Source organism: Paracoccus sp. 22332 (assembly GCF_052045125.1).
Classification (GTDB): domain Bacteria; phylum Pseudomonadota; class Alphaproteobacteria; order Rhodobacterales; family Rhodobacteraceae; genus Paracoccus; species Paracoccus haematequi_A.
Genome location: NZ_JBQEOI010000005.1, coordinates 215,423 through 234,373, shown reverse-complemented (window position 1 = coordinate 234,373; position 18,951 = coordinate 215,423). Strand labels below are relative to the sequence as shown.

Annotated in this window: 19 protein-coding genes; 8 read left to right on the top strand and 11 right to left on the bottom strand. The window is 67.3% G+C overall.

Annotated features, from left to right (window positions below):
• The first annotated feature begins 17 nt into the window (after positions 1-17).
• Genes rimP through infB form a run of 4 tightly spaced genes read left to right on the top strand, consistent with a single transcriptional unit; the run spans position 18 to position 5,488 of the window.
• Positions 18-644 (top strand): ribosome maturation factor RimP, encoded by a 627-nt coding sequence (rimP, locus tag ACTJI6_RS08375; RefSeq protein WP_440799592.1) that lies wholly within the window; start codon positions 18-20, stop codon positions 642-644.
• A gap of 3 nt (positions 645-647) precedes the next feature.
• Positions 648-2,264, top strand: a complete 1,617-nt coding sequence (nusA, locus tag ACTJI6_RS08370; protein WP_440799589.1) for a transcription termination factor NusA — start codon at positions 648-650, stop codon at positions 2,262-2,264.
• An 18-nt stretch (positions 2,265-2,282) separates the two neighbouring features.
• A complete protein-coding gene (locus tag ACTJI6_RS08365) occupies positions 2,283-2,903 on the top strand; it encodes an RNA-binding protein (RefSeq protein ID WP_126152861.1) in 621 nt (206 codons plus the stop codon).
• A gap of 8 nt (positions 2,904-2,911) precedes the next feature.
• A complete protein-coding gene (gene infB, locus ACTJI6_RS08360; protein WP_126152860.1) occupies positions 2,912-5,488 on the top strand; it encodes a translation initiation factor IF-2 in 2,577 nt (858 codons plus the stop codon).
• An 82-nt stretch (positions 5,489-5,570) separates the two neighbouring features.
• Here the strand turns inward: infB and ACTJI6_RS08355 are convergent, their stop codons facing one another.
• From ACTJI6_RS08355 to ACTJI6_RS08340, 4 genes are all read right to left on the bottom strand, one after another.
• Positions 5,571-5,699, bottom strand: coding sequence for a hypothetical protein (locus tag ACTJI6_RS08355; RefSeq protein WP_277600623.1), 129 nt, complete (start codon positions 5,697-5,699; stop codon positions 5,571-5,573).
• Between the two features lie 121 nt (positions 5,700-5,820).
• Positions 5,821-6,219, bottom strand: coding sequence for a (deoxy)nucleoside triphosphate pyrophosphohydrolase (locus ACTJI6_RS08350; protein WP_440799584.1), 399 nt, complete (start codon positions 6,217-6,219; stop codon positions 5,821-5,823).
• Between the two features lie 22 nt (positions 6,220-6,241).
• Positions 6,242-7,495, bottom strand: coding sequence for a bifunctional glutamate N-acetyltransferase/amino-acid acetyltransferase ArgJ (gene argJ / locus ACTJI6_RS08345; RefSeq protein WP_440799801.1), 1,254 nt, complete (start codon positions 7,493-7,495; stop codon positions 6,242-6,244).
• Positions 7,495-8,334, bottom strand: coding sequence for a peptidylprolyl isomerase (locus ACTJI6_RS08340; RefSeq protein WP_440799581.1), 840 nt, complete (start codon positions 8,332-8,334; stop codon positions 7,495-7,497). Before ACTJI6_RS08340 ends, argJ begins: the two co-directional genes overlap by 1 nt.
• Positions 8,335-8,532: 198 nt before the next feature.
• Between ACTJI6_RS08340 and secA the strand changes: the two genes are divergently transcribed.
• Positions 8,533-11,250 carry a preprotein translocase subunit SecA gene (secA, locus tag ACTJI6_RS08335; protein ID WP_126152857.1) on the top strand — a complete coding sequence of 906 codons (2,718 nt, stop codon included), beginning with the start codon at positions 8,533-8,535 and terminating at the stop codon, positions 11,248-11,250.
• 15 nt (positions 11,251-11,265) lie between these two features.
• Here secA and fmt read toward each other — a convergent pair whose 3' ends face one another.
• From fmt to def (ACTJI6_RS08315), 4 genes are all read right to left on the bottom strand, one after another.
• Positions 11,266-12,159 (bottom strand): methionyl-tRNA formyltransferase, encoded by an 894-nt coding sequence (gene fmt, locus ACTJI6_RS08330; protein ID WP_440799577.1) that lies wholly within the window; start codon positions 12,157-12,159, stop codon positions 11,266-11,268.
• A 65-nt stretch (positions 12,160-12,224) separates the two neighbouring features.
• Entirely contained in the window at positions 12,225-12,725 is a 501-nt protein-coding gene (def, locus tag ACTJI6_RS08325; protein ID WP_440799574.1) for a peptide deformylase, read from the bottom strand.
• Complete coding sequence (locus ACTJI6_RS08320) at positions 12,722-13,246, bottom strand: peptide deformylase (RefSeq protein ID WP_440799571.1); 525 nt, start codon at positions 13,244-13,246, stop codon at positions 12,722-12,724. Before ACTJI6_RS08320 ends, def (ACTJI6_RS08325) begins: the two co-directional genes overlap by 4 nt.
• Complete coding sequence (gene def, locus ACTJI6_RS08315; protein WP_440799568.1) at positions 13,239-13,763, bottom strand: peptide deformylase; 525 nt, start codon at positions 13,761-13,763, stop codon at positions 13,239-13,241. The genes ACTJI6_RS08320 and def (ACTJI6_RS08315) overlap by 8 nt, the downstream gene beginning before the upstream one ends.
• Positions 13,764-13,839: 76 nt before the next feature.
• Between def (ACTJI6_RS08315) and ACTJI6_RS08310 the strand changes: the two genes are divergently transcribed.
• From ACTJI6_RS08310 to ACTJI6_RS08300, 3 genes are all read left to right on the top strand, one after another.
• A complete protein-coding gene (locus ACTJI6_RS08310; protein WP_440799565.1) occupies positions 13,840-15,024 on the top strand; it encodes a MalY/PatB family protein in 1,185 nt (394 codons plus the stop codon).
• Positions 15,021-15,566 (top strand): L,D-transpeptidase family protein, encoded by a 546-nt coding sequence (locus ACTJI6_RS08305; protein ID WP_440799562.1) that lies wholly within the window; start codon positions 15,021-15,023, stop codon positions 15,564-15,566. Before ACTJI6_RS08310 ends, ACTJI6_RS08305 begins: the two co-directional genes overlap by 4 nt.
• Before the next feature lie 129 nt (positions 15,567-15,695).
• On the top strand, positions 15,696-16,655 hold the full coding sequence (locus ACTJI6_RS08300) for an acetyl-CoA carboxylase carboxyltransferase subunit alpha (protein WP_126152851.1): 960 nt from the start codon (positions 15,696-15,698) through the stop codon (positions 16,653-16,655).
• A gap of 6 nt (positions 16,656-16,661) precedes the next feature.
• On the opposite strand, the gene ACTJI6_RS08295 is transcribed toward ACTJI6_RS08300, so the two are convergent.
• From ACTJI6_RS08295 to ACTJI6_RS08285, 3 genes are read right to left on the bottom strand one after another with little or no spacing between them, the layout of a single operon-like run.
• A complete protein-coding gene (locus ACTJI6_RS08295) occupies positions 16,662-17,264 on the bottom strand; it encodes a pyridoxamine 5'-phosphate oxidase family protein (RefSeq protein ID WP_440799558.1) in 603 nt (200 codons plus the stop codon).
• Entirely contained in the window at positions 17,236-18,045 is an 810-nt protein-coding gene (locus tag ACTJI6_RS08290; protein WP_440799555.1) for a lysophospholipid acyltransferase family protein, read from the bottom strand. Before ACTJI6_RS08290 ends, ACTJI6_RS08295 begins: the two co-directional genes overlap by 29 nt.
• Positions 18,042-18,914 carry a cell division protein FtsX gene (locus ACTJI6_RS08285; protein ID WP_440799798.1) on the bottom strand — a complete coding sequence of 291 codons (873 nt, stop codon included), beginning with the start codon at positions 18,912-18,914 and terminating at the stop codon, positions 18,042-18,044. Before ACTJI6_RS08285 ends, ACTJI6_RS08290 begins: the two co-directional genes overlap by 4 nt.
• Between the last annotated feature and the right edge of the window lie 37 nt (positions 18,915-18,951).

Below are 18,951 nucleotides of genomic sequence, written 5' to 3'. Positions count from 1 at the left end.
ATATCCGAAGGGATCTCATGTCGAACGATCTGATCGCCAAGACGGCCATCGACCGCCGCCTGGCCGAGATCATCGCTCCGGTGATCGAGGATCTGGGATTCGAACTGGTGCGCATCCGCCTGCAAGGCGGCAAGACGGCGACCTTGCAGATCATGGCCGACCGCCCCGAAGGCGGCATCAACGTGGACGATTGCGGCGACATTTCTGTGGCCGTCAGCGCCACCCTGGATGTCGAGGATCCGCTGGAGGACGCCTATCACCTGGAGGTCAGCAGCCCCGGCATCGACCGCCCGTTGACCCGGATGAAGGATTTCGAGACCTTCGAGGGATACGAGGCCCGGCTGGAAACCAACCAGCCCATCGACGGGCGCAAGCGCTTCAAGGGCGTTCTGGCGGGCGTCGAGAGGGGTGAGGGCGGCGACGAGGTTCTGCTGAACATCGAGGAAGCGGGCGAAATCCAGACCATCGGGCTGCAATTCGACTGGCTGTCGGACGCCAAGCTGGTCCTGACCGACGAGTTGATCCGCGAAATGCTGCGCCAGAAGAAGGAAGCGGGCATCCAGATCGACAACCTGGACGAAAGCGCCTTTGACGAGATCGAAACCGAAGACAACGACGGCGAGAACGCCGATGCCAAGGAGTGAGTGATGGCAATCACCTCTGCCAACCAGCTTGAACTGCTGCAAACCGCCGAAGCCGTCGCGCGCGAGAAGATGATCGAGCCGGAGCTGGTCATCGAGGCGATGGAGGACAGCCTCGCCCGGGCCGCCAAGTCCCGGTACGGGGCGGAAATGGACATCCGCGTCAAGATCGACCGCAAGACCGGCAACGCCACCTTCACCCGCATCCGCACCGTGGTCGAGGACGACGCGGTCGAAAACTATCAGGCGCAGCTGACCGTCGAACAGGCCCGCCCCTATCTGGCCGATCCCAAGGTCGGCGACGAGATCGTGGACCAGGTGCCCCCCGTTGAACTGGGCCGCATCGCCGCGCAATCCGCGAAACAGGTGATCCTGCAACGCGTCCGCGAGGCCGAGCGCGACCGGCAATACGAGGAATTCAAGGATCGCGCCGGGACGATCATCAACGGCATCGTCAAGCGCGAGGAATACGGCAACATCATCGTCGACGTGGGCCGGGGCGAGGCGATCCTGCGGCGCAACGAAAAGATCGGCCGCGAAAGCTATCGCCCGAACGACCGCATCCGCGCCTATGTCAAGGACGTGCGCCGCGAATCGCGCGGGCCGCAGATCTTCCTGTCGCGCACCGACCCGCAGTTCATGGCCGAACTGTTCAAGATGGAAGTGCCGGAAATCTATGACGGCATCATCGAGATCAAGGCCGTGGCCCGCGATCCGGGCAGTCGCGCCAAGATCGCCGTGATCAGCTATGACAACTCGATCGACCCGGTCGGCGCCTGCGTCGGGATGCGCGGCAGCCGCGTGCAAGCGGTCGTGGGCGAATTGCAGGGCGAAAAGATCGACATCATCCCCTGGAACGACGACCAGGCGACCTTCCTGGTCAACGCCCTGCAACCGGCCGAGGTCAGCAAGGTCGTCTTCGACGAGGAAGCCGGCAAGATCGAGGTGGTGGTGCCCGACGAACAGTTGTCTCTGGCCATTGGCCGTCGCGGCCAGAACGTGCGCCTGGCCAGCCAGCTGACCGGCCTGGACATCGACATCCTGACCGAGGAAGAGGAATCCAAGCGCCGCCAGGCCGAATTCAACGCCCGCACCCAGCTGTTCATGGACGCGCTGGATCTGGACGAATTCTTCGCGCAGCTTCTGGTGGCCGAGGGCTTCACCGACCTGGAGGAAGTGGCCTATGTCGATCTGGACGAGCTGCTGTCCATCGAAGGGGTGGACGACAGCACCGCCTCGGAATTGCAGGCCCGCGCCCGCGACGTCCTGGAAGCCAAGAACAAGGCCGCGCTTGAAAACGCCCGCGCCCTGGGCGCCGAGGACAGCCTTATTGAATTCGAGGGGCTGACCCCCCAGATGGTGGAGGCGCTGGCCAAGGACGGTGTGAAGACGCTGGAGGATTTCGCCACCTGCGCCGACTGGGAACTGGCCGGCGGCTGGACCACGGTGAACGGTCAGCGGGTCAAGGACGAGGGCCTGCTGGAACCCTTCGACGTGTCGCTGGAGGAAGCGCAGACCATGGTGATGACGGCCCGCGTCATGCTGGGCTGGGTCGATCCCGAGGAACTGGACGGCGAAGCCGAGGACGACGGCGACGACACCGACGAGGAGGCCGGGGCGTGATGCCCCGGATTTGCCCGCTTGAGTCGCGGTGGTCGCATCAAGGATCATGATCAGCCCGAAAGGCGCTGCATCGTCACCGGGGAGGTCCAGCCCAAGGCTGGACTGATCCGTTTCGTAGCCGGGCCGGATGGCACGGTCGTCCCGGATCTGGCGGAAAAGCTGCCGGGCCGGGGAATTTGGGTCAGCGCGGATCGCGCGGCCATCGACAAGGCGGCGGCCAAGGGCCTGTTCTCTCGCGCCGCCAAGGCGCCGGTCAAGGCCCCCGACAACCTGGCCGATCTGGTCGAGGCCGGGGTTGCGCGGCGGCTGGTCGAACTGGTCTCGCTGACGCGCAAGTCGGGCCGGGCGGTGGCGGGGTTCGAAAAGGTCAAGGGCTGGCTGGCCGAGGGGCGCGCGAAGGTGCTGCTGCAAGCCAGCGACGGGTCGGATCGGGGCAAGGGCAAGCTGTGGACGCCCACGGGCGGACGCTGGTTCGGCTGCCTCACCGCATCAGAATTGGGTTTGTCCTTCGGGCGCGATCATGTCATACACGGCGCGCTTGCGGCGGGTGGACTGACGGACAAGGTGATCTTGGAAGCCGGCAGACTGACGGGTCTGCGCGGGCATGACGGCAGCAATACGGCGGCCGGGAAGGAATGAAGACGCAGATGAGCGACAAAGACGGAAAATCGACCCTGGGGTTCGGCGGCAGCGGCCGTTCGGGCCAGGTCAAGCAAAGCTTCAGCCATGGCCGCACCAAGAGCGTCGTCGTGGAAACCAAACGCAAGCGCGTCGTGGTGCCCAAGCCCGGCGCGGCTCCCGCCGTGACCGACAAGGTCAAGAACCCGCTGACCGCCAAGGTCGCCAGCGATCCCTCGAAACGCCCCGCAGGCATTTCCGACGCCGAGATGGAGCGCCGGCTGAAGGCGCTTGCCGCCGCCAAGGCCCGCGAGGCTGAAGACGCCCTGGCCCGCGCCGCCGAGGAAAAGGCCCGCGAGGAAGAGCGCGAACGCCGCCGCGCCGAGATCGAGGCGAAAGAGCGCGAGGAACGCGAACGCGAGGAGGCCCGCAAGGCCAAGGCGGAGGAAGAAGAACGCCTGGCCCGCGAGGCCGAGGAGCTGGCCAAGCGCAAGGACGAACCGAAACCCGCCGAACGCCCGGCCCGTGCGGCCTCGGCCGCCGCCCGTCCCGCGGGCGCGCGCCCGGCCGCCCCGGATCGCGCCGCGATCGAGGCCGCGGCCTCTCGTGCCGAGAAGCCCGGCGTGGCCACGGGTCCGCGCCGCACCGACCGCGACCGCCGCGACACCGGCGGCGACAGCGACGCCAAGGCCAAGGCCAAGGCCGAGGACAGCCGCCGCACCGGCCGCCTGTCGCTGAACCAGGCGCTTGACGGCGAAGGCGGCCGCCAACGGTCGCTGGCCGCGATGAAGCGCAAGCAGGACCGCGCCCGCCAGAAGGCGATGGGCAATGTCCGCACCGAAAAACAGGTGCGCGACGTGCAGTTGCCCGAGACCATCGTGGTGTCGGAACTGGCGAACCGCATGGCGGAACGCGCCGCGGACGTGGTGAAGTCGCTGATGAAGATGGGCATGATGGTGTCCATCAACCAGGCCATCGACGCCGACACTGCCGAACTGGTGATCGAGGAATTCGGCCACAAGGCCGTCCGCGTGTCGGATGCCGATGTGGAACAGGTGATCGACACGGTGCAGGACCGCGAGGAAGATCTGCGGCCGCGCCCGCCGATCGTCACGATCATGGGCCATGTCGACCACGGCAAGACCTCGCTTCTGGACGCGATCCGCAAGGCCAACGTCGTCTCGGGCGAGGCGGGCGGGATCACCCAGCATATCGGCGCCTATCAGGTGACGACCGAATCCGGGGCGGTGCTGACCTTCCTGGACACACCGGGCCACGCCGCCTTCACCTCGATGCGGGCGCGGGGCGCGCAGGTCACCGATATCGTGGTGCTGGTGGTTGCCGCCGATGACGCGGTGATGCCGCAGACCATCGAGGCGATCAACCACGCCAAGGCCGCCAAGGTGCCGATGATCGTGGCGATCAACAAGATCGACAAGCCCTCGGCCGACCCCGACCGGGTGCGCACCTCGCTGCTGCACCAAGAGGTCGTGGTCGAGAAGATGTCCGGCGACGTGCAGGATGTCGAGGTCTCGGCCAAGACCGGCCAGGGCCTGGACGAACTGCTGGAAGCCATCGCGTTGCAGGCGGAAATCCTGGAACTGCGCGCCAATCCCGACCGCGCCGCCCAAGGCGCCGTGATCGAGGCGCAGCTTGACGTGGGCCGCGGCCCGGTCGCCACCGTCTTGGTCCAGAACGGCACGCTGAAGCGCGGCGACATCTTCGTCGTGGGCGAACAGTGGGGCAAGGTCCGGGCGCTTATCAACGACAAGGGCGAGCGCGTCGATTCCGCCGGCCCCTCGGTCCCGGTCGAGGTTCTGGGCCTGGACGGCACCCCTGCCGCCGGCGACGTGCTGAACGTGGTCGAGACCGAGGCCCAGGCGCGCGAGATCGCGGATTACCGCATCCAGCAGACCAAGGACAAACGCGCCGCCGCTGGTGCCGCGACCACGCTGGAACAGCTGATGGCCAAGGCCAAGGCGGATGAAAGCGTGTCCGAACTGCCGGTGGTCGTGAAGGCCGACGTGCAGGGCTCGGCGGAGGCCATCGTCCAGGCGCTGGAAAAGATCGGCAACGACGAGGTGCGCGTCCGCGTGCTGCATTACGGCGTCGGCGCGATCACCGAATCCGATGTCGGCCTGGCCGAGGCCAGCAAGGCCCCGGTGATCGGCTTCAACGTCCGCGCCAACGCCCCGGCCCGCAATTCGGCCAACCAGAAGGGGGTCGAGATCCGCTATTACTCGATCATCTACGACCTGGTGGACGACATCAAGGCGGCGGCCTCGGGCCTGCTGTCGAACGAGGTGCGCGAGAACTTTATCGGCTATGCCGAGATCCGCGAGGTCTTCAAGGTCACCGGCGTCGGCAAGGTCGCGGGCTGCCTGGTGACCGAGGGCGTGGCGCGCCGGTCGGCGGGCGTGCGCCTGCTGCGCGACAACGTGGTGATCCACGAAGGCACGCTGAAGACGCTGAAGCGCTTCAAGGACGAGGTGAAGGAAGTCATCTCGGGCCAGGAATGCGGCATGGCCTTCGAGAATTACGACGATATCCGCCAAGGCGACATCATCGAGATCTTCGAACGCGAGGAGGTCGAGCGCACGCTGTAAGCGGCGCTTGCCTTGTCCCATGGAAAAAGGGGCGGCCGTCGCGGCCGCCCCTTTCACTTTGCCCGTCGTGGTGCGTCGGGTCTCAGCGCGTCACCGGTTTTCCCTCGAAGGTGCGCGCGCCAATGCGGACGACCATGTTCCCGTTCGGGGCAAGACCTTCGAAAAGCCCCTGGACGAGAATATGGCTGCCGATCGAGATCGTGCGAATCATGTCAAGCCCTCTTGTTCCCTCTGAGTTCAGGCTGTCACGAAATTGTTCAGAAGGAATTAACGATGCGGCAATCTACGACATTTTGGGGGCAGATTATGGAAATGAGGCGGAAACTGCGGCCTTAAAGCCACATTTGTAACATCGGGATCAGCGGGATGTCGGCGGGCGGCATGGGATAATTGCGCAAATCCCCGGCCCGCACCCAGGCCAGCTGCTGCCCCTCCTGCGGCCGGACGATCCCCGACCAGCGGCGGCAGGCGAAGACCGGCATCAGCAGGTGGAAATCGTCATAGCCGTGGCTGGCAAAGGTCAGCGGCGCCAGGCAAGAGGTCCAGGTGTCGATGCCCAGTTCCTCGTGCAGTTCCCGGATCAGCGCCGCCTCGGGCGTTTCGCCCGGCTCGACCTTGCCGCCGGGGAATTCCCAAAGGCCCGCCATGGACTTGCCTTCCGGGCGCTGCGCCAGAAGCACACGCCCGTCGGTGTCGATCAGCGCGACGGCGGCGACAAGGACGGTTTTCACCTGCGCATCTCCGACACGGCTTTCACGACCGATAATCGGCGTTGATGTCGATGTAGCCATGGGTCAGGTCGCAGGTCCAGACGGTCCGCGCCCCCTGCCCCAGCCCCAGATCCACCGCGATCACCAGATCCTGGTTCTTCATATAGGCGCTGGCCGCGGCTTCGTCATAGTCGGGCGAACGCCAGCCGTCCTGGGCCAGGATCATGTCGCCGAAGCGGATGGTCAGCCGGTCGCGGTCGGCCTGCGCCCCGGACTTGCCGACGGCGGCGACGATCCGGCCCCAGTTCGCGTCCTCGCCGGCGATGGCGGTCTTGACCAGCGGCGAATTGGCGATGGCCATGGCGACCTTGTGGGCGTCCGCATCCGAAGCCGCGCCCGTCACCCGGATCTCGACGAATTTGGTCGCGCCCTCGCCGTCGCGGACGACAAGCTGCGCCAGCTCTCGCATCACGCCGTGCAGGGCCGTGACGAAAGCCGCGCCGACGCCGCTGTCCAGCGTGGTGATCGGAGTCGCGTCGCTGCGTCCGGTCGCGGCCAGGATCAGCGCATCGGATGTCGAGGTGTCGCTGTCCACCGTGATCGCGTTGAAGGTCGTGTCCAGCCCCGAGGACAGCGCCTGCTGCAACTGCGGCGCGGCGATGGCGGCGTCGGTGAAGACATAGACCAGCATCGTCGCCATGTCCGGCGCGATCATCCCCGACCCCTTGGCGATCCCGGCGATGCGGATCGGACCGCCCTCGCCTTCGATTACCGCCGAGGCGCCCTTGGGGAAGGTGTCGGTGGTCATGATCGCGCGCGCCGCATCTGCGATGCCGCCTGCATCCAGCGAAGCCGCCAGATCGCCGATGATGGCGATGATCCGGCCATGGGGCAGCGGTTCCCCGATCACTCCGGTCGAGGAGGAAAACACCCGTGCCGCCGGGACGCCGGTGGCCTGGGCGACGGCGCCGGTCACCGCATCGACCGATTCCTGGCCGCGCACGCCGGTAAAGGCGTTGGCATTGCCGGAATTGACGATGATCGCCGCACCTTCGGGCGCATCGCCGCCCTGCGCCAGCTTGGCCTGGTTGTCCAGCACGCAGGCCGCGCGGGTTGACGACTTGGTGAACGCCCCCGCGACCGTCGAACCCGGCGCGATGCGGATCAGCGTCACGTCGGTGCGGCCCTGGTATTTCACGCCCGCCGCACCGCTGGCGAATTCGACGCCCGCGATCACCGGCAGGTCGGGAAAGCGCGCGGGCGCCAGCGGCGATACGGGAAGCCCGGCCTTGCCCATCACTCGGCCTCCAGCAGGTCGGTCTTGGACAGCCAGGCGGGGTCGATGCCCTCGGTCTTCTCGACGGTGGCGGCGGCGGTCAGGCGCTGGATTTCCGCCTGCACCTTGTCGCGCAGCACCATCTGGCTGATCTGGTCGCGCACCTGGTCCAGCGGCGGGACATCGCGCAGGCGCGTGTCGTTCAGCTTGATGACATGCCAGCCGAATTCGGTCTGCACGGGATCCGAGATCTGGCCCTTGTCCATTCCGGCCACCGCATCGGCAAAGGGCTTGACCATCTGGTCGGCGGCAAACCAGCCCAGGTCGCCCTTGTTCGGTCCGCTGGGCCCGGTCGAGCGTTGTTCGGCCAGCGTCCCGAAATCGGCGCCGCCATCCAGTTCCGCCTTGATCTCGCGCGCCTTTTCCTCGGAATCGACCAGGATATGGGCGGCGGAATATTCGGTCACCGGCTCGGCCTGGGCGAACAGCCCGTCATAGGCGGCCTGGATTTCCTGATCAGTGGGCTGGGCCTTCGCCACCTCGGCAATGGCAGAGGCGGCCAGGGTGTTGCGCCGCTGGATTTCCAGCTGGGCGCGAACGCCCGCGCTTTCCTTGCCCGCGGCGGCCACGGCGGTCTGCTGGATCAGCTGGTCCAGCATCATCTCGTACAGCGCGCCGTCGCCCAGTTCGGCCATCTGCGGATCCTGGCTGGCGGCCTCTTTCATCACGATCATCTCGCCCAGGGTGATGGGCGTGCCGTCGACGGTGGCCACGACCGTATCTGCGCCCTTGTCCTGCGCCATGGCCGCAATCGGCAGCGCCGTGGCCAGAAGCGCGGCCAGAATCGAGGTCTTCAGCATGGGGATCCCTTCGCTTGTTCCGCCCGCAGATCCGGGCCAGCGTTGACAGTGGGGCAGGCGAGGCATAGATCCCGGTCCAACTCCGTGGAAGGCGCCGCCGCCGCTTTCGTTCAGGCCCCTGATACGGCAATGCGGCAGGTCGCGGCAAGTAGGCCCGGCCGCGAGCGCCTTTCCCAACAACGTGATTGCGAAGGTAACATGCTCGGCATCGGAAATCTGGCGAAGAAGGTCTTTGGAAGCCCCAACGACCGCAAGGTCAAGGGAACGCGCGGGCTGGTGGCCCGGATCAATGCGCTGGAGGATCAGTTCCGGTCGCTGAGCGACGAACAGCTGATCGACAAGACCCGCGAGTTCCAGGGCCGCGTGGCATCGGGCGAAAGCCTGGACGACATCCTGCCCGAAGCCTTCGCCAACTGCCGCGAGGGCGCGCGCCGCGCCCTGGGCCTGCGGGCCTTCGACACGCAGCTGATGGGCGGCATCTTCCTGCACCAAGGCAATATTGCCGAGATGAAGACCGGCGAGGGCAAGACCCTGGTCGCCACCTTCCCGGCCTATCTGAACGCGCTGACCGGCAAGGGCGTCCATATCGTCACGGTCAACGACTATCTGGCGAAACGCGACGCCGACTGGATGGGCAAGGTGTTCCGGCAGTTGGGCATGACCACCGGCGTGGTCTATCCGTTCCAGGCGGAACCCGAAAAGCGCGCCGCCTATGCCGCCGACGTGACCTATGCCACCAACAACGAGCTGGGCTTCGACTATCTGCGCGACAACATGAAGGGCAGTGTCGAGGAAATGGTCCAGCGCGGCCACAACTTCGCCATCGTGGACGAGGTGGACAGCATCCTGATCGACGAGGCGCGCACGCCGCTGATCATTTCCGGCCCCAGCCAGGACCGCAGCGAACTGTATGTGACGCTGAACCAGTATATCCCGCTGCTGACGGAAGAACATTACAAGCTGGACGAAAAGACCCGCAACGCCACCTTTACCGAGGAAGGCAACGAATTCCTGGAGCGCCGGCTGCAAGCCGACGGCATCCTGCCCGAGGGGCAGACGCTCTATGACCCGGAATCGACCACCATCGTCCACCACGCGAACCAGGCCCTGCGCGCCTGGAAGCTGTTCAACAAGGACCAGCACTACATGGTCCGCGACGGCGAGGTGATGCTGATCGACGAATTCACCGGCCGGATGATGAAGGGCCGCCGCCTGTCCGACGGGCTGCACCAGGCCATCGAGGCCAAGGAAGGCGTCGAAATCCAGCCCGAGAACGTGACCCTGGCCAGCGTCACCTTCCAGAACTATTTCCGGCTCTACGGCAAGCTGGCGGGCATGACCGGCACGGCCGCCACCGAAGCCGAGGAATTCGCCGAAATCTACAAGCTGGGCGTGGTCGAGGTTCCGACCAATCGCGGCATCGCGCGGGTCGACGAACATGACCGCGTCTACCGCACCGCGGCCGAGAAATACGCCGCCGTGATCGAGGCCATCAAGGAAGCCCATGCCAAGGGACAGCCGACCCTGGTCGGCACCACCAGCATTGAGAAATCGGAAATGCTGTCCGAGATGCTGAAGAAGGCGGGCATCCCCCACAACGTCCTGAACGCCCGCCAGCACGAGGCCGAGGCCCAGATCGTCGCCGACGCGGGCAAGCCCGGCGCCGTGACCATCGCCACCAACATGGCCGGGCGCGGCACCGACATCCAGTTGGGCGGCAATGTCGAAATGAAGGTGATGGAAGCGCTGAAGGCGGACCCCGAGGCGAACCCCGACGACCTGCGCGCCCGGATCGAGGCCGAACACGCCGCCGACAAGGAAAAGGTGCTGGCCTCGGGCGGGCTGTTCGTGCTGGGCACCGAACGCCACGAATCCCGCCGGATCGACAACCAGTTGCGCGGCCGGTCCGGCCGCCAGGGCGATCCGGGCCGGTCGCTGTTCTTCCTGTCGCTGGACGACGACCTGATGCGGATCTTCGGGTCCGAACGGCTGGACAAGGTGCTGTCCACGCTGGGCATGAAGGAAGGCGAGGCGATCATCCACCCCTGGGTCAACAAGTCGCTGGAACGCGCCCAGGCCAAGGTGGAAGGCCGCAACTTCGACATCCGCAAGCAATTGCTGAAATTCGACGACGTGATGAACGATCAGCGCAAGGCGATCTTCAGCCAGCGGCGAGAGATCATGGACAGCACCGAGGTCGGAGAGATCGCCGCCGACATGCGCCATCAGGTGATCGACGATCTGGTGGACGAATTCATGCCGCCGAAATCCTATCCCGAACAATGGGATCTGGACGGGCTGAAGACCGCGATCCGCGAACGCCTGAACATGAATCTGCCCGTCGCCGACTGGGCGGCCGAGGAAGGCGTGGACCAGGACGCCATCCGCGAACGCATCGAACAGGCGACCGACACCTATCAGGCCGACAAGGCGGCGGCCTTCGGCGCCGAAAACATGCGCAACATCGAAAAGCAGGTTCTGTTGCAGATGATCGACCAGAAATGGCGCGACCACCTGCTGACGCTGGAACATCTGCGGTCGGTCGTGGGCTTCCGCGGCTATGCGCAGCGCGATCCCCTGTCCGAATACAAGACCGAGGCCTTCCAGCTGTTCGAGACGATGCTGGACAGCCTGCGCTTCGACGTGACGCAGCGCTTGGCGCAGATCCGTCCCCTGACCGATGCCGAGCGCGAGGAGATGCTGCGCCAGATGGCCCAGCAGCAGCAGGCCGCGCAGGAACACCTGACGATGGAACACGGTGCCGAGCGGCAGTCCCAGGACGACGCGGACAAACCCGCCCCGCTGGTCCAGGGCTTCGACGAACAGAACCCCGCCACTTGGGGCAACCCGTCGCGCAACGACCCTTGCCCCTGCGGTTCCGGCAAGAAGTTCAAGCACTGCCACGGCGCGATCTGACGCGCCGCGACGGCCCTAATCAAGCTGCGCGGGAAGCCCCCAGCCGTGCAGCAACTCCCCTGCCGCCATCGGCTTCTTCCCCGACCGTTGCGCTTCCAGCACCTCGACCGCGCCGCTGCCGCAGGCGACGGTGAATCCGTCCAGCACCTGCCCCGGCCTCCCCTGCCCCGCAGCCATGCGGCTGCGCAACAGCTTCACCCGCTCGCCGCCGATCTCGCACCAGGCGCCGGGAAAGGGCGACAATCCCCGGATCAGGCGGTCCACCTCGGCGGCGGGACGCGTCCAGTCGACCCGCGCCTCGGCCTTGTCGATCTTGGCGGCATAGGTCACGCCCTTTTCGGGCTGAGGCACGGCGGGCAGGGGCAGCCGGTCCAGCACATCGACGATCAGGCCCGCCCCCATCGCCGCCAGCCGGTCGTGCAGATCGGCGGTGGTCTCCTCGGCCCCGATCGCCGTGCGCGCCTCGGCCAGCACCGGGCCGGTATCCAGCCCGGCCTCCATCTGCATGATGGCGACGCCGGTTTCCGCGTCGCCCGCCATCACCGCCCGGTGGATCGGCGCCGCCCCCCGCCATCGCGGCAGCAGCGAGGCGTGGATGTTCAGGCAGCCGAACCGGGGCGCCTCCAGCACCGGCTGCGGCAGGATCAGCCCATAGGCCGCCACCACCGCCACATCCGCGCCCAAGGCCGAAAAGGCCGCCTGTTCGTCCGCATCCCGCAGCCGCAACGGCGTCCGCACCTTGATCCCCAATTCTTCCGCCGCCGCCTGAACCGCCGAAGGGCGTGGCCTCTGCCCCCGCCCCGCCGCGCGCGGCGGCTGGGAATAGACCGCCGCCAGTTCATGGCGCGCGGCGATCGCCCGCAATGCCGGCAGCGAAAAATCCGGCGTCCCCATGAAGATCACGCGCATCCTGCCCTCATCTTCTGTGTCCAAATATCCTCGGGGGGTCCGGGGGCGAAGCGCCCCCGGCCTTGTCACCGCCGCGCCAGCTTGCCCGATTTCGCAACCAGCATCTTGCGGCGCAAGGGCGACAGGTGATCGACATACATCCGCCCGTCCAGATGATCGATCTGATGCTGAACGCTGGTCGCCCACAGGCCCACGAAATCGCGGTCTTCGACCTCTCCGGCGTCGTTCAGGAACCGCACCGTCACCGCGCGCGGGCGGCTGACAGGGGCCGAGACGCCGGGCAGGTTCGGGCTGGCCTCGTCATGGCTGCGGAACTGGACGCTGGCATGCAGGATCTCGGGGTTCGCCATCCGCACCGCCTGACCGCGTTTGTCGGATGCGTCCACCACCGCCAGGCGCAGCATGATGCCGATCTGCGGCGCGGCCAGACCCACGCCCGGCATCGCCTCCATCGTGTCCACCATGTCGTCCCAGATCATGCGGACGGTCTCGGTCACGGCCTCGACCCGCTCGGCCGGGACATGCAGGCGGCGGTCGTGATAGGGCAGGAAGGCGCGAACGGTCATTCCAGGACATCCAGGATCAGGCGGCCATCCAGATGGTCGGCCTCGTGCTGGGCGATGCGCGCCTCGGCCCCGGTCAGCAACCGGCGATGATGCGCGCCGTCCAGATCGTACCAGCCGACCTCGACCGCGACGGGGCGGCTGACGGGCACCGGCCGGTCGGGGATCGACAGGCAGCGTTCCACCGCCTCCTCCCTCGCGTCCGAGCGGGCCACGATCTCGGGGTCCAGCAACGCCAGGGGGACCGGCGCGCCGTCCTTCCATCCGGCATCCATGACAAAGATCCGGCGCAGGACGCCCAGTTGCGGCGCGGCCAGCCCCCGCCCGCCAGCGGCATACATCGTCGCCAGCAGGTCGCGGACCAGCTGCCGCGCCTCGGCATGGGTCAGATCCCCGGCGGGTGCGCAACGCTTCAGCAGGACCGGATCGGGATACAGGACGATGGGCAGGACGCGCCCGCCCCCGGTATCGCCCTCGGCGACGGGCAGGAATGGTCCGGGGATCGATGGCCCGGTGTCAGGCACGGCCCTTTTCCCGCTTCAGCTTGACCATCCTGCGGGTGATCATCTGCCGCTTGATGGCCGAGAGGTGGTCGATGAACAGGATGCCGTCCAGGTGGTCCAGTTCGTGCTGGGCGCAGGTCGCCCACAGCCCGTCGAATTCCTGCTCATGGGTCTTGCCGTCCAGCCCCAGCCACCGCAGCCCGACCTGCCTGGGGCGGGTCACGTCGGCATATTGGTTGGGAATGGACAGGCAGCCTTCCTCATAAGTGTTCGGCTCTTCCGAGGTCCAGGTGATCTCGGGATTGACCAGCACCATCGGGCGGCGCTCGGCCTCGGGGTCGCGGGTCGCGTCCATCACGAAAACGCGCGACAGCACCCCCACCTGCGGCGCGGCCAGCCCCACGCCCGGTGCGTCATACATCGTCGCCAGCATGTCGGCGGCCAGCGTCTCGATCTCGGGCGTGATGCGGGCCACGGGTTCGCAGACCTTTTTCAGACGCGGATCGGGATGGATCAGGATGGGGCGCAGGCTGCTCATGCCCTGCGATTTAGGGCAAGGCTTCACCATAAGCAACAAGCGGCGTATGCAGGGGAAAACAGCGGCAGGCAGAAGCATGAGCAATCCCGACTTCGACGAAATCATCGACCGCGTGGGCACCGGATGTTCCAAATGGGACGACATGCAGGCGTCCTATGGCGTGTCGCCGGACGATGGTGGCTTGGCGATGTGGGTGGCGGACATGGATTTCCGCCCGCCCGCCGCCGTCCAGCGTGCGGTGGAACAGGTGGCCGCCCATGGGATCTACGGCTATCCCGGCGCCAATCCCGCCTATCTGGAGGCGATCCGCTGGTGGATGGAACAGCGCCACGGCTGGCGGGTCGACACCGACTGGATCCTGACCTGCGCGGGGCTGGTCAACGGGGTGGCGATGGCGCTGGACGCCTATACCCGGCCGGGCGACGGGGTGATCGTGATGTCGCCGGTCTATCACGCCTTCGCTCGCGTGATCCGGGCATCGGGGCGGCAGCTGGTCGAACTGCCGCTGGCCCGGCAGGACGGGCTCTACCGCATGGACTGGCCCGCGTGGGAAGCCGGCTTGACCGGCCGGGAAAGGATGGTGATCCTGTGTTCGCCCCACAATCCCGGCGGGCGTGTCTGGACGGCGCAGGAACTGCGCGAGGCCGGGGATTTCTGCATCCGCCACGACCTGATCCTGGTTTCCGACGAAATCCATTGCGACCTGGTGATGCCCGGCCACCGCCACACCGTCACCGCGACCGCCTGCCCCGACATCGCCGACCGGCTGGTGACGCTGACCGCCGCCACCAAGACCTTCAACATCGCGGGCGCCCATATCGGCAACGCCATCATTGCCGACCCGGCGCTGCGCGACCGCTTCAGGGGGGCGCTGATGGCGCGCGGCATCTCGCCCGGCCTGTTCGGCATGGACATGGTGGCCGCCGCCTATTCGCCCGAAGGCGCGGCCTGGGTCGATGCGCTTGTCGATTACCTCGACGGCAACCGGCGGCTGTTCGACGATGGCATCGCCGCGATCCCCGGCCTGCGGTCGATGCCCTTGCAGGCAACCTATCTGTCCTGGGTCGATTTCGCGGACACCGGGATGGAGCCTGCCGAATTCACCGCCCGCGTGGAAAAGACCGCCCGAATCGCCGCCAACCACGGCGCGACCTTCGGCACCGGCGGCGAATCCTTCCTGCGTTTCAACATCGCCACCCCCCGCGCTCGGGTGGCCCAGGCGATCGAACGCCTGCAACAGGCCTTCGCCGACCTGCAATGAGACTGCTCGCGCGCCTGTTCTCGGCCCTGACGCTGCTCATTCTGCTGGCGGCGGCCTGGCTGATGCTGGCGCCCCGCCCCGCACCTGTCCCGCCCGTTCCGCCGCTGGCGGGGCCGCTGATCGGCCCGGTCGATCACATCGAGATCCGGAAATCCGCCCGCCACATGACGGCCTTCCGCGACGGCCAGCCGCTGAAGACCTATCGCATCGCGCTTGGCTTTGCGCCCAATGGCGACAAGGTGCGGCAGGGCGATGGCCGCACGCCCGAAGGCCGCTTCACCATCAATCGAGTGAACCCCGGCAGCGCCTATCACCTGTCGCTGGGCCTGGATTACCCGCGCCCGCAGGATCGTGCGCGGGCGATGGCAGCCGGGGTCGATCCCGGCGGCGACATCTTCATCCACGGCCAACCCAACGAACGCACCGACGGCGAAACCCTGCCCGGCGACTGGACGGTGGGCTGCATCGCGGTATCCGATGCCGAGATCCGCGAACTCTATGCCGCGGCCCGGATCGGCACGACGGTGGAAATCCTGCCCTAGCCTGTTCACCTTTGCCCAAATATCCCACGGGGGTCCGGGGGTGTGAAACCCCCGGCACCGCGTTGCAATCCTGCGTCCACGCGATCATATAGGGGCCGCAAACCCGAACAGCCCGAAGGCACCCTGCGCATGGTCTATCTGGATTTCGAAAAGCCGCTTGCCGACATCGAAGGCAAGGCCGAGGAGCTTCGCGCCCTGGCCCGCAAATCCGAAAACACCGTGGATGTGGAAAAAGAGGCGGCGGCGCTGGACAAGAAATCCGGCGACCTGCTGCGCGATCTCTACAAATCGCTCGACCCCTGGCGCAAGACCCAGGTGGCCCGCCATCCCGACCGCCCGCATTGCCGCGACTATATCGAGGCGCTGTTCACCGAATACACGCCCCTGGCGGGCGATCGGGCCTTCGGCGACGACCATGCGGTGATGGGCGGCCTGGCGCGCTTCGACGACGCGCCCTGCGTGGTGATCGGACACGAAAAGGGCAACGACACCAAGACCCGCATCCAGCACAATTTCGGCATGGCCCGCCCCGAGGGATACCGCAAGGCGATCCGGCTGATGGATCTGGCGCATCGCTTCAAGCTGCCGGTTATCACGCTGGTCGATACGCCCGGCGCCTATCCCGGCAAGGGCGCCGAGGAACGCGGGCAATCCGAGGCCATCGCCCGCTGCACCCAGAAATGCCTGGAGATCGGGGTGCCGCTGGTTTCCGTCATCATCGGCGAGGGCGGATCAGGCGGCGCCGTGGCCTTCGCGACCGCAAACCGCATCGCCATGCTGGAACATTCGATTTATTCGGTGATCTCGCCCGAGGGCTGCGCCTCGATCCTGTGGAAGGACGCCGAACGGATGCGCGAGGCGGCCGAGGCGCTGCGCCTGACCGCCCAGGATCTGAAAAAACTGGACGTGATAGACCGTATCATCCCCGAACCCGTGGGCGGCGCGCAGCGCGACCCCGGCGCGGCCATCGCGGCGGTGGGCCAGGAAATCGCCGCGATGCTGGCCGAACTCAAGGGCAAGAAGCCCGCCGAGCTGATCAAGGACAGGCGGCAGAAATTCCTGGACATGGGATCGAAAAGCCTGGCCTGACGCCCGTCACCACAGGGTCGCGGCGGCCCGCCCCGGCCATTCGGCGTCATAGGCCGCACCGCCGACAGCCCCTTCGGTCATGTTGGCCAGGATCTGTCCGGGCGTGGGCAAGCCCCGGCTGTCGTCGATGCCCGACCACAGCCCGGCGCGGATCACCGCGCGGGCGCATTGGAAATAAACCTCGGCGATCCGCACGACGATGACGGTGCGGGGCAGCCTGCCCTGATGGGACAGGCTGTCGCGCAGGGCGTCGTCGTCCGTGACGCGGGCATGGCCGTTCACGCGGATCGCATTGCCCGATCCACGCACGAGGAACATCAGGCTGACGCGGCCGTCGCGCAGGATGTTGCGCAGCGAATCGATGCGGTCGTTGCCGCGCCAGTCGGGCAGCGCCAGATGCCGGTCGTCCAGGGCGCGGACAACAGGGCCGTCATCGCCGCGCGGGCTGCCGTCGGTGCCCTCGGGTCCGACGGTTGTCAGCACGCAGAACCGCGACCGGGCGATGAAGGCGGCGTAGTCCGGGGTCAGCCGGTCGGCCACCTTGCGCAGCGATGTCGCGCCGGGTGTGCCATAGATCGTTTCAAGATCGCCCGGTTCCAGCCAGTTCATGCGTAAACCCCGCCTCGGCCATCAGCCGGTCTGAATGAGTCTCTACCTCGGCCTCCAGCCGGGGAATGAAGCCTTCGGCCGGAACCTCGGCCGGGATGACCGGCAGGAACTCGACCACGGCGCGGCCGGGGCGGATGCCCCAGCCCTTGCGGGGCCAGAACAGGCCGGTATTCACCGCGACCGGCACCACCGGCAGGCCGGTGCCCGCGCGGATCGTGCTGACGCCGTGCTTGTAGGGGCGGCGTTCGCCCGGCCGGGTGCGGGTGCCCTCGGGATAGATGATCAGCTGGCCCAGCCCCTCGCCCGCGATCCGCCGGTTGATCTCGGCCGAGATGGCGCGCATGGCGTCGCGGCCGCGCGCGCGGTCGATGGGGATGCAGCCGACCTTCCAGGCATACCAGCCCATGATCGGGATGTGCTTGACCTCGCGCTTCATGATGAAGGCGCGGCGGGGGGCGGCATGGGCGATCACCAGGATGTCCAGAAAGCACTGGTGCTTGGCGGCGATGATGCAGTCGTCGACCGGAGGGGTGCCGCGAATCTCGCAGGTCAGGCCCAGATGCAGACGCGCGGCCCACAGCATGTATCCGATCCAGCGGGTCGCCACGCGGTTCGCGCCGGCCCGGCCGTCGCGCAACAGCGCGGGCAGGCCCAGCAGCCCGATCACAATGGTCGCAAGCGCGACATGCAGATAATAGAGCGCGTTCTGCGCATATTGCCACGGCGTCAGCGGGCCGGGCACGGGCGATTGCGCCCGTCCGCCTTCTGCCGGCTGGCTCATCGAACCGCTCCCAGCATCTTCAGCGCCGCCCAGCGGGTCGCCAGAAAGCCGACGGCGGCGGCCACGACCGGGATCAGCAGCGGCAGCAGCCAGCCCCAGCCCTGGAAGCCAAGCCCGGTCAGGAACCCGCCCGCCGCGTCCATGCCGGGCAGCAGGGCGATGCCCGCCATGCCGAACAGCGTGCCGACCGTGGCGCCCACCGCCGCGCGCTTGGTGAAACGCCGCACGAAAGCCGTGGCGATGGTGATGTCGCGCGCGCCGATCAGCCGCAGCACCCGGATCACCTGCCCGTTCGCCGCAAGCGCCGCCTTGGCCGCCAGCGTGATCATCGAGGCCGACGCCGCCGCGATCAGCAGCAACGACACGATGCCCAGCATCCGCAGCCGGTTCGCGGCCGTCACCAGGGGGCGGCGCCATTCGGTATGATCATCCAGAACGGCGCCGGGCGCCTCGGCCTCCAGCCGCAGGCGCAGGCCCTCGGCGTCGAAATCGTCGCCCGCGATGGGCAGGTCGATCAGGGCGGGCACCGGCAGCGCATCGACCGGCATGTCGGGACCGAACCAGGGGGTCAGCAGCCCGGCGACCTCATCGGGGGGCAGCAGGCGCGGCTGGCCCGCGCCGGGGGTCGTGGACAGAACCTGCATTGCGGCCTGGGTGCGGGCGTCCTGTTCGGAGGACGAGGCGCTGACCCGCACCGTCACCGACCCCGCCAGCTCACCGGCCCAGCGGTCGGCCAGCCGCCCCGTCGCCAGCGACAGGGCCAGGGCGAAGACCGCCAGGAACGCCATGGCGCCTGCGGAAAACAGCGTCAGTTGCGCGGTGAACCCGGTCGGCGGCACGATCCGGTCGCCCGACCCGCCGTCGCGCATCAGCCCCTGCCACAGCGCCCTCAGATTCAGCGCCCGA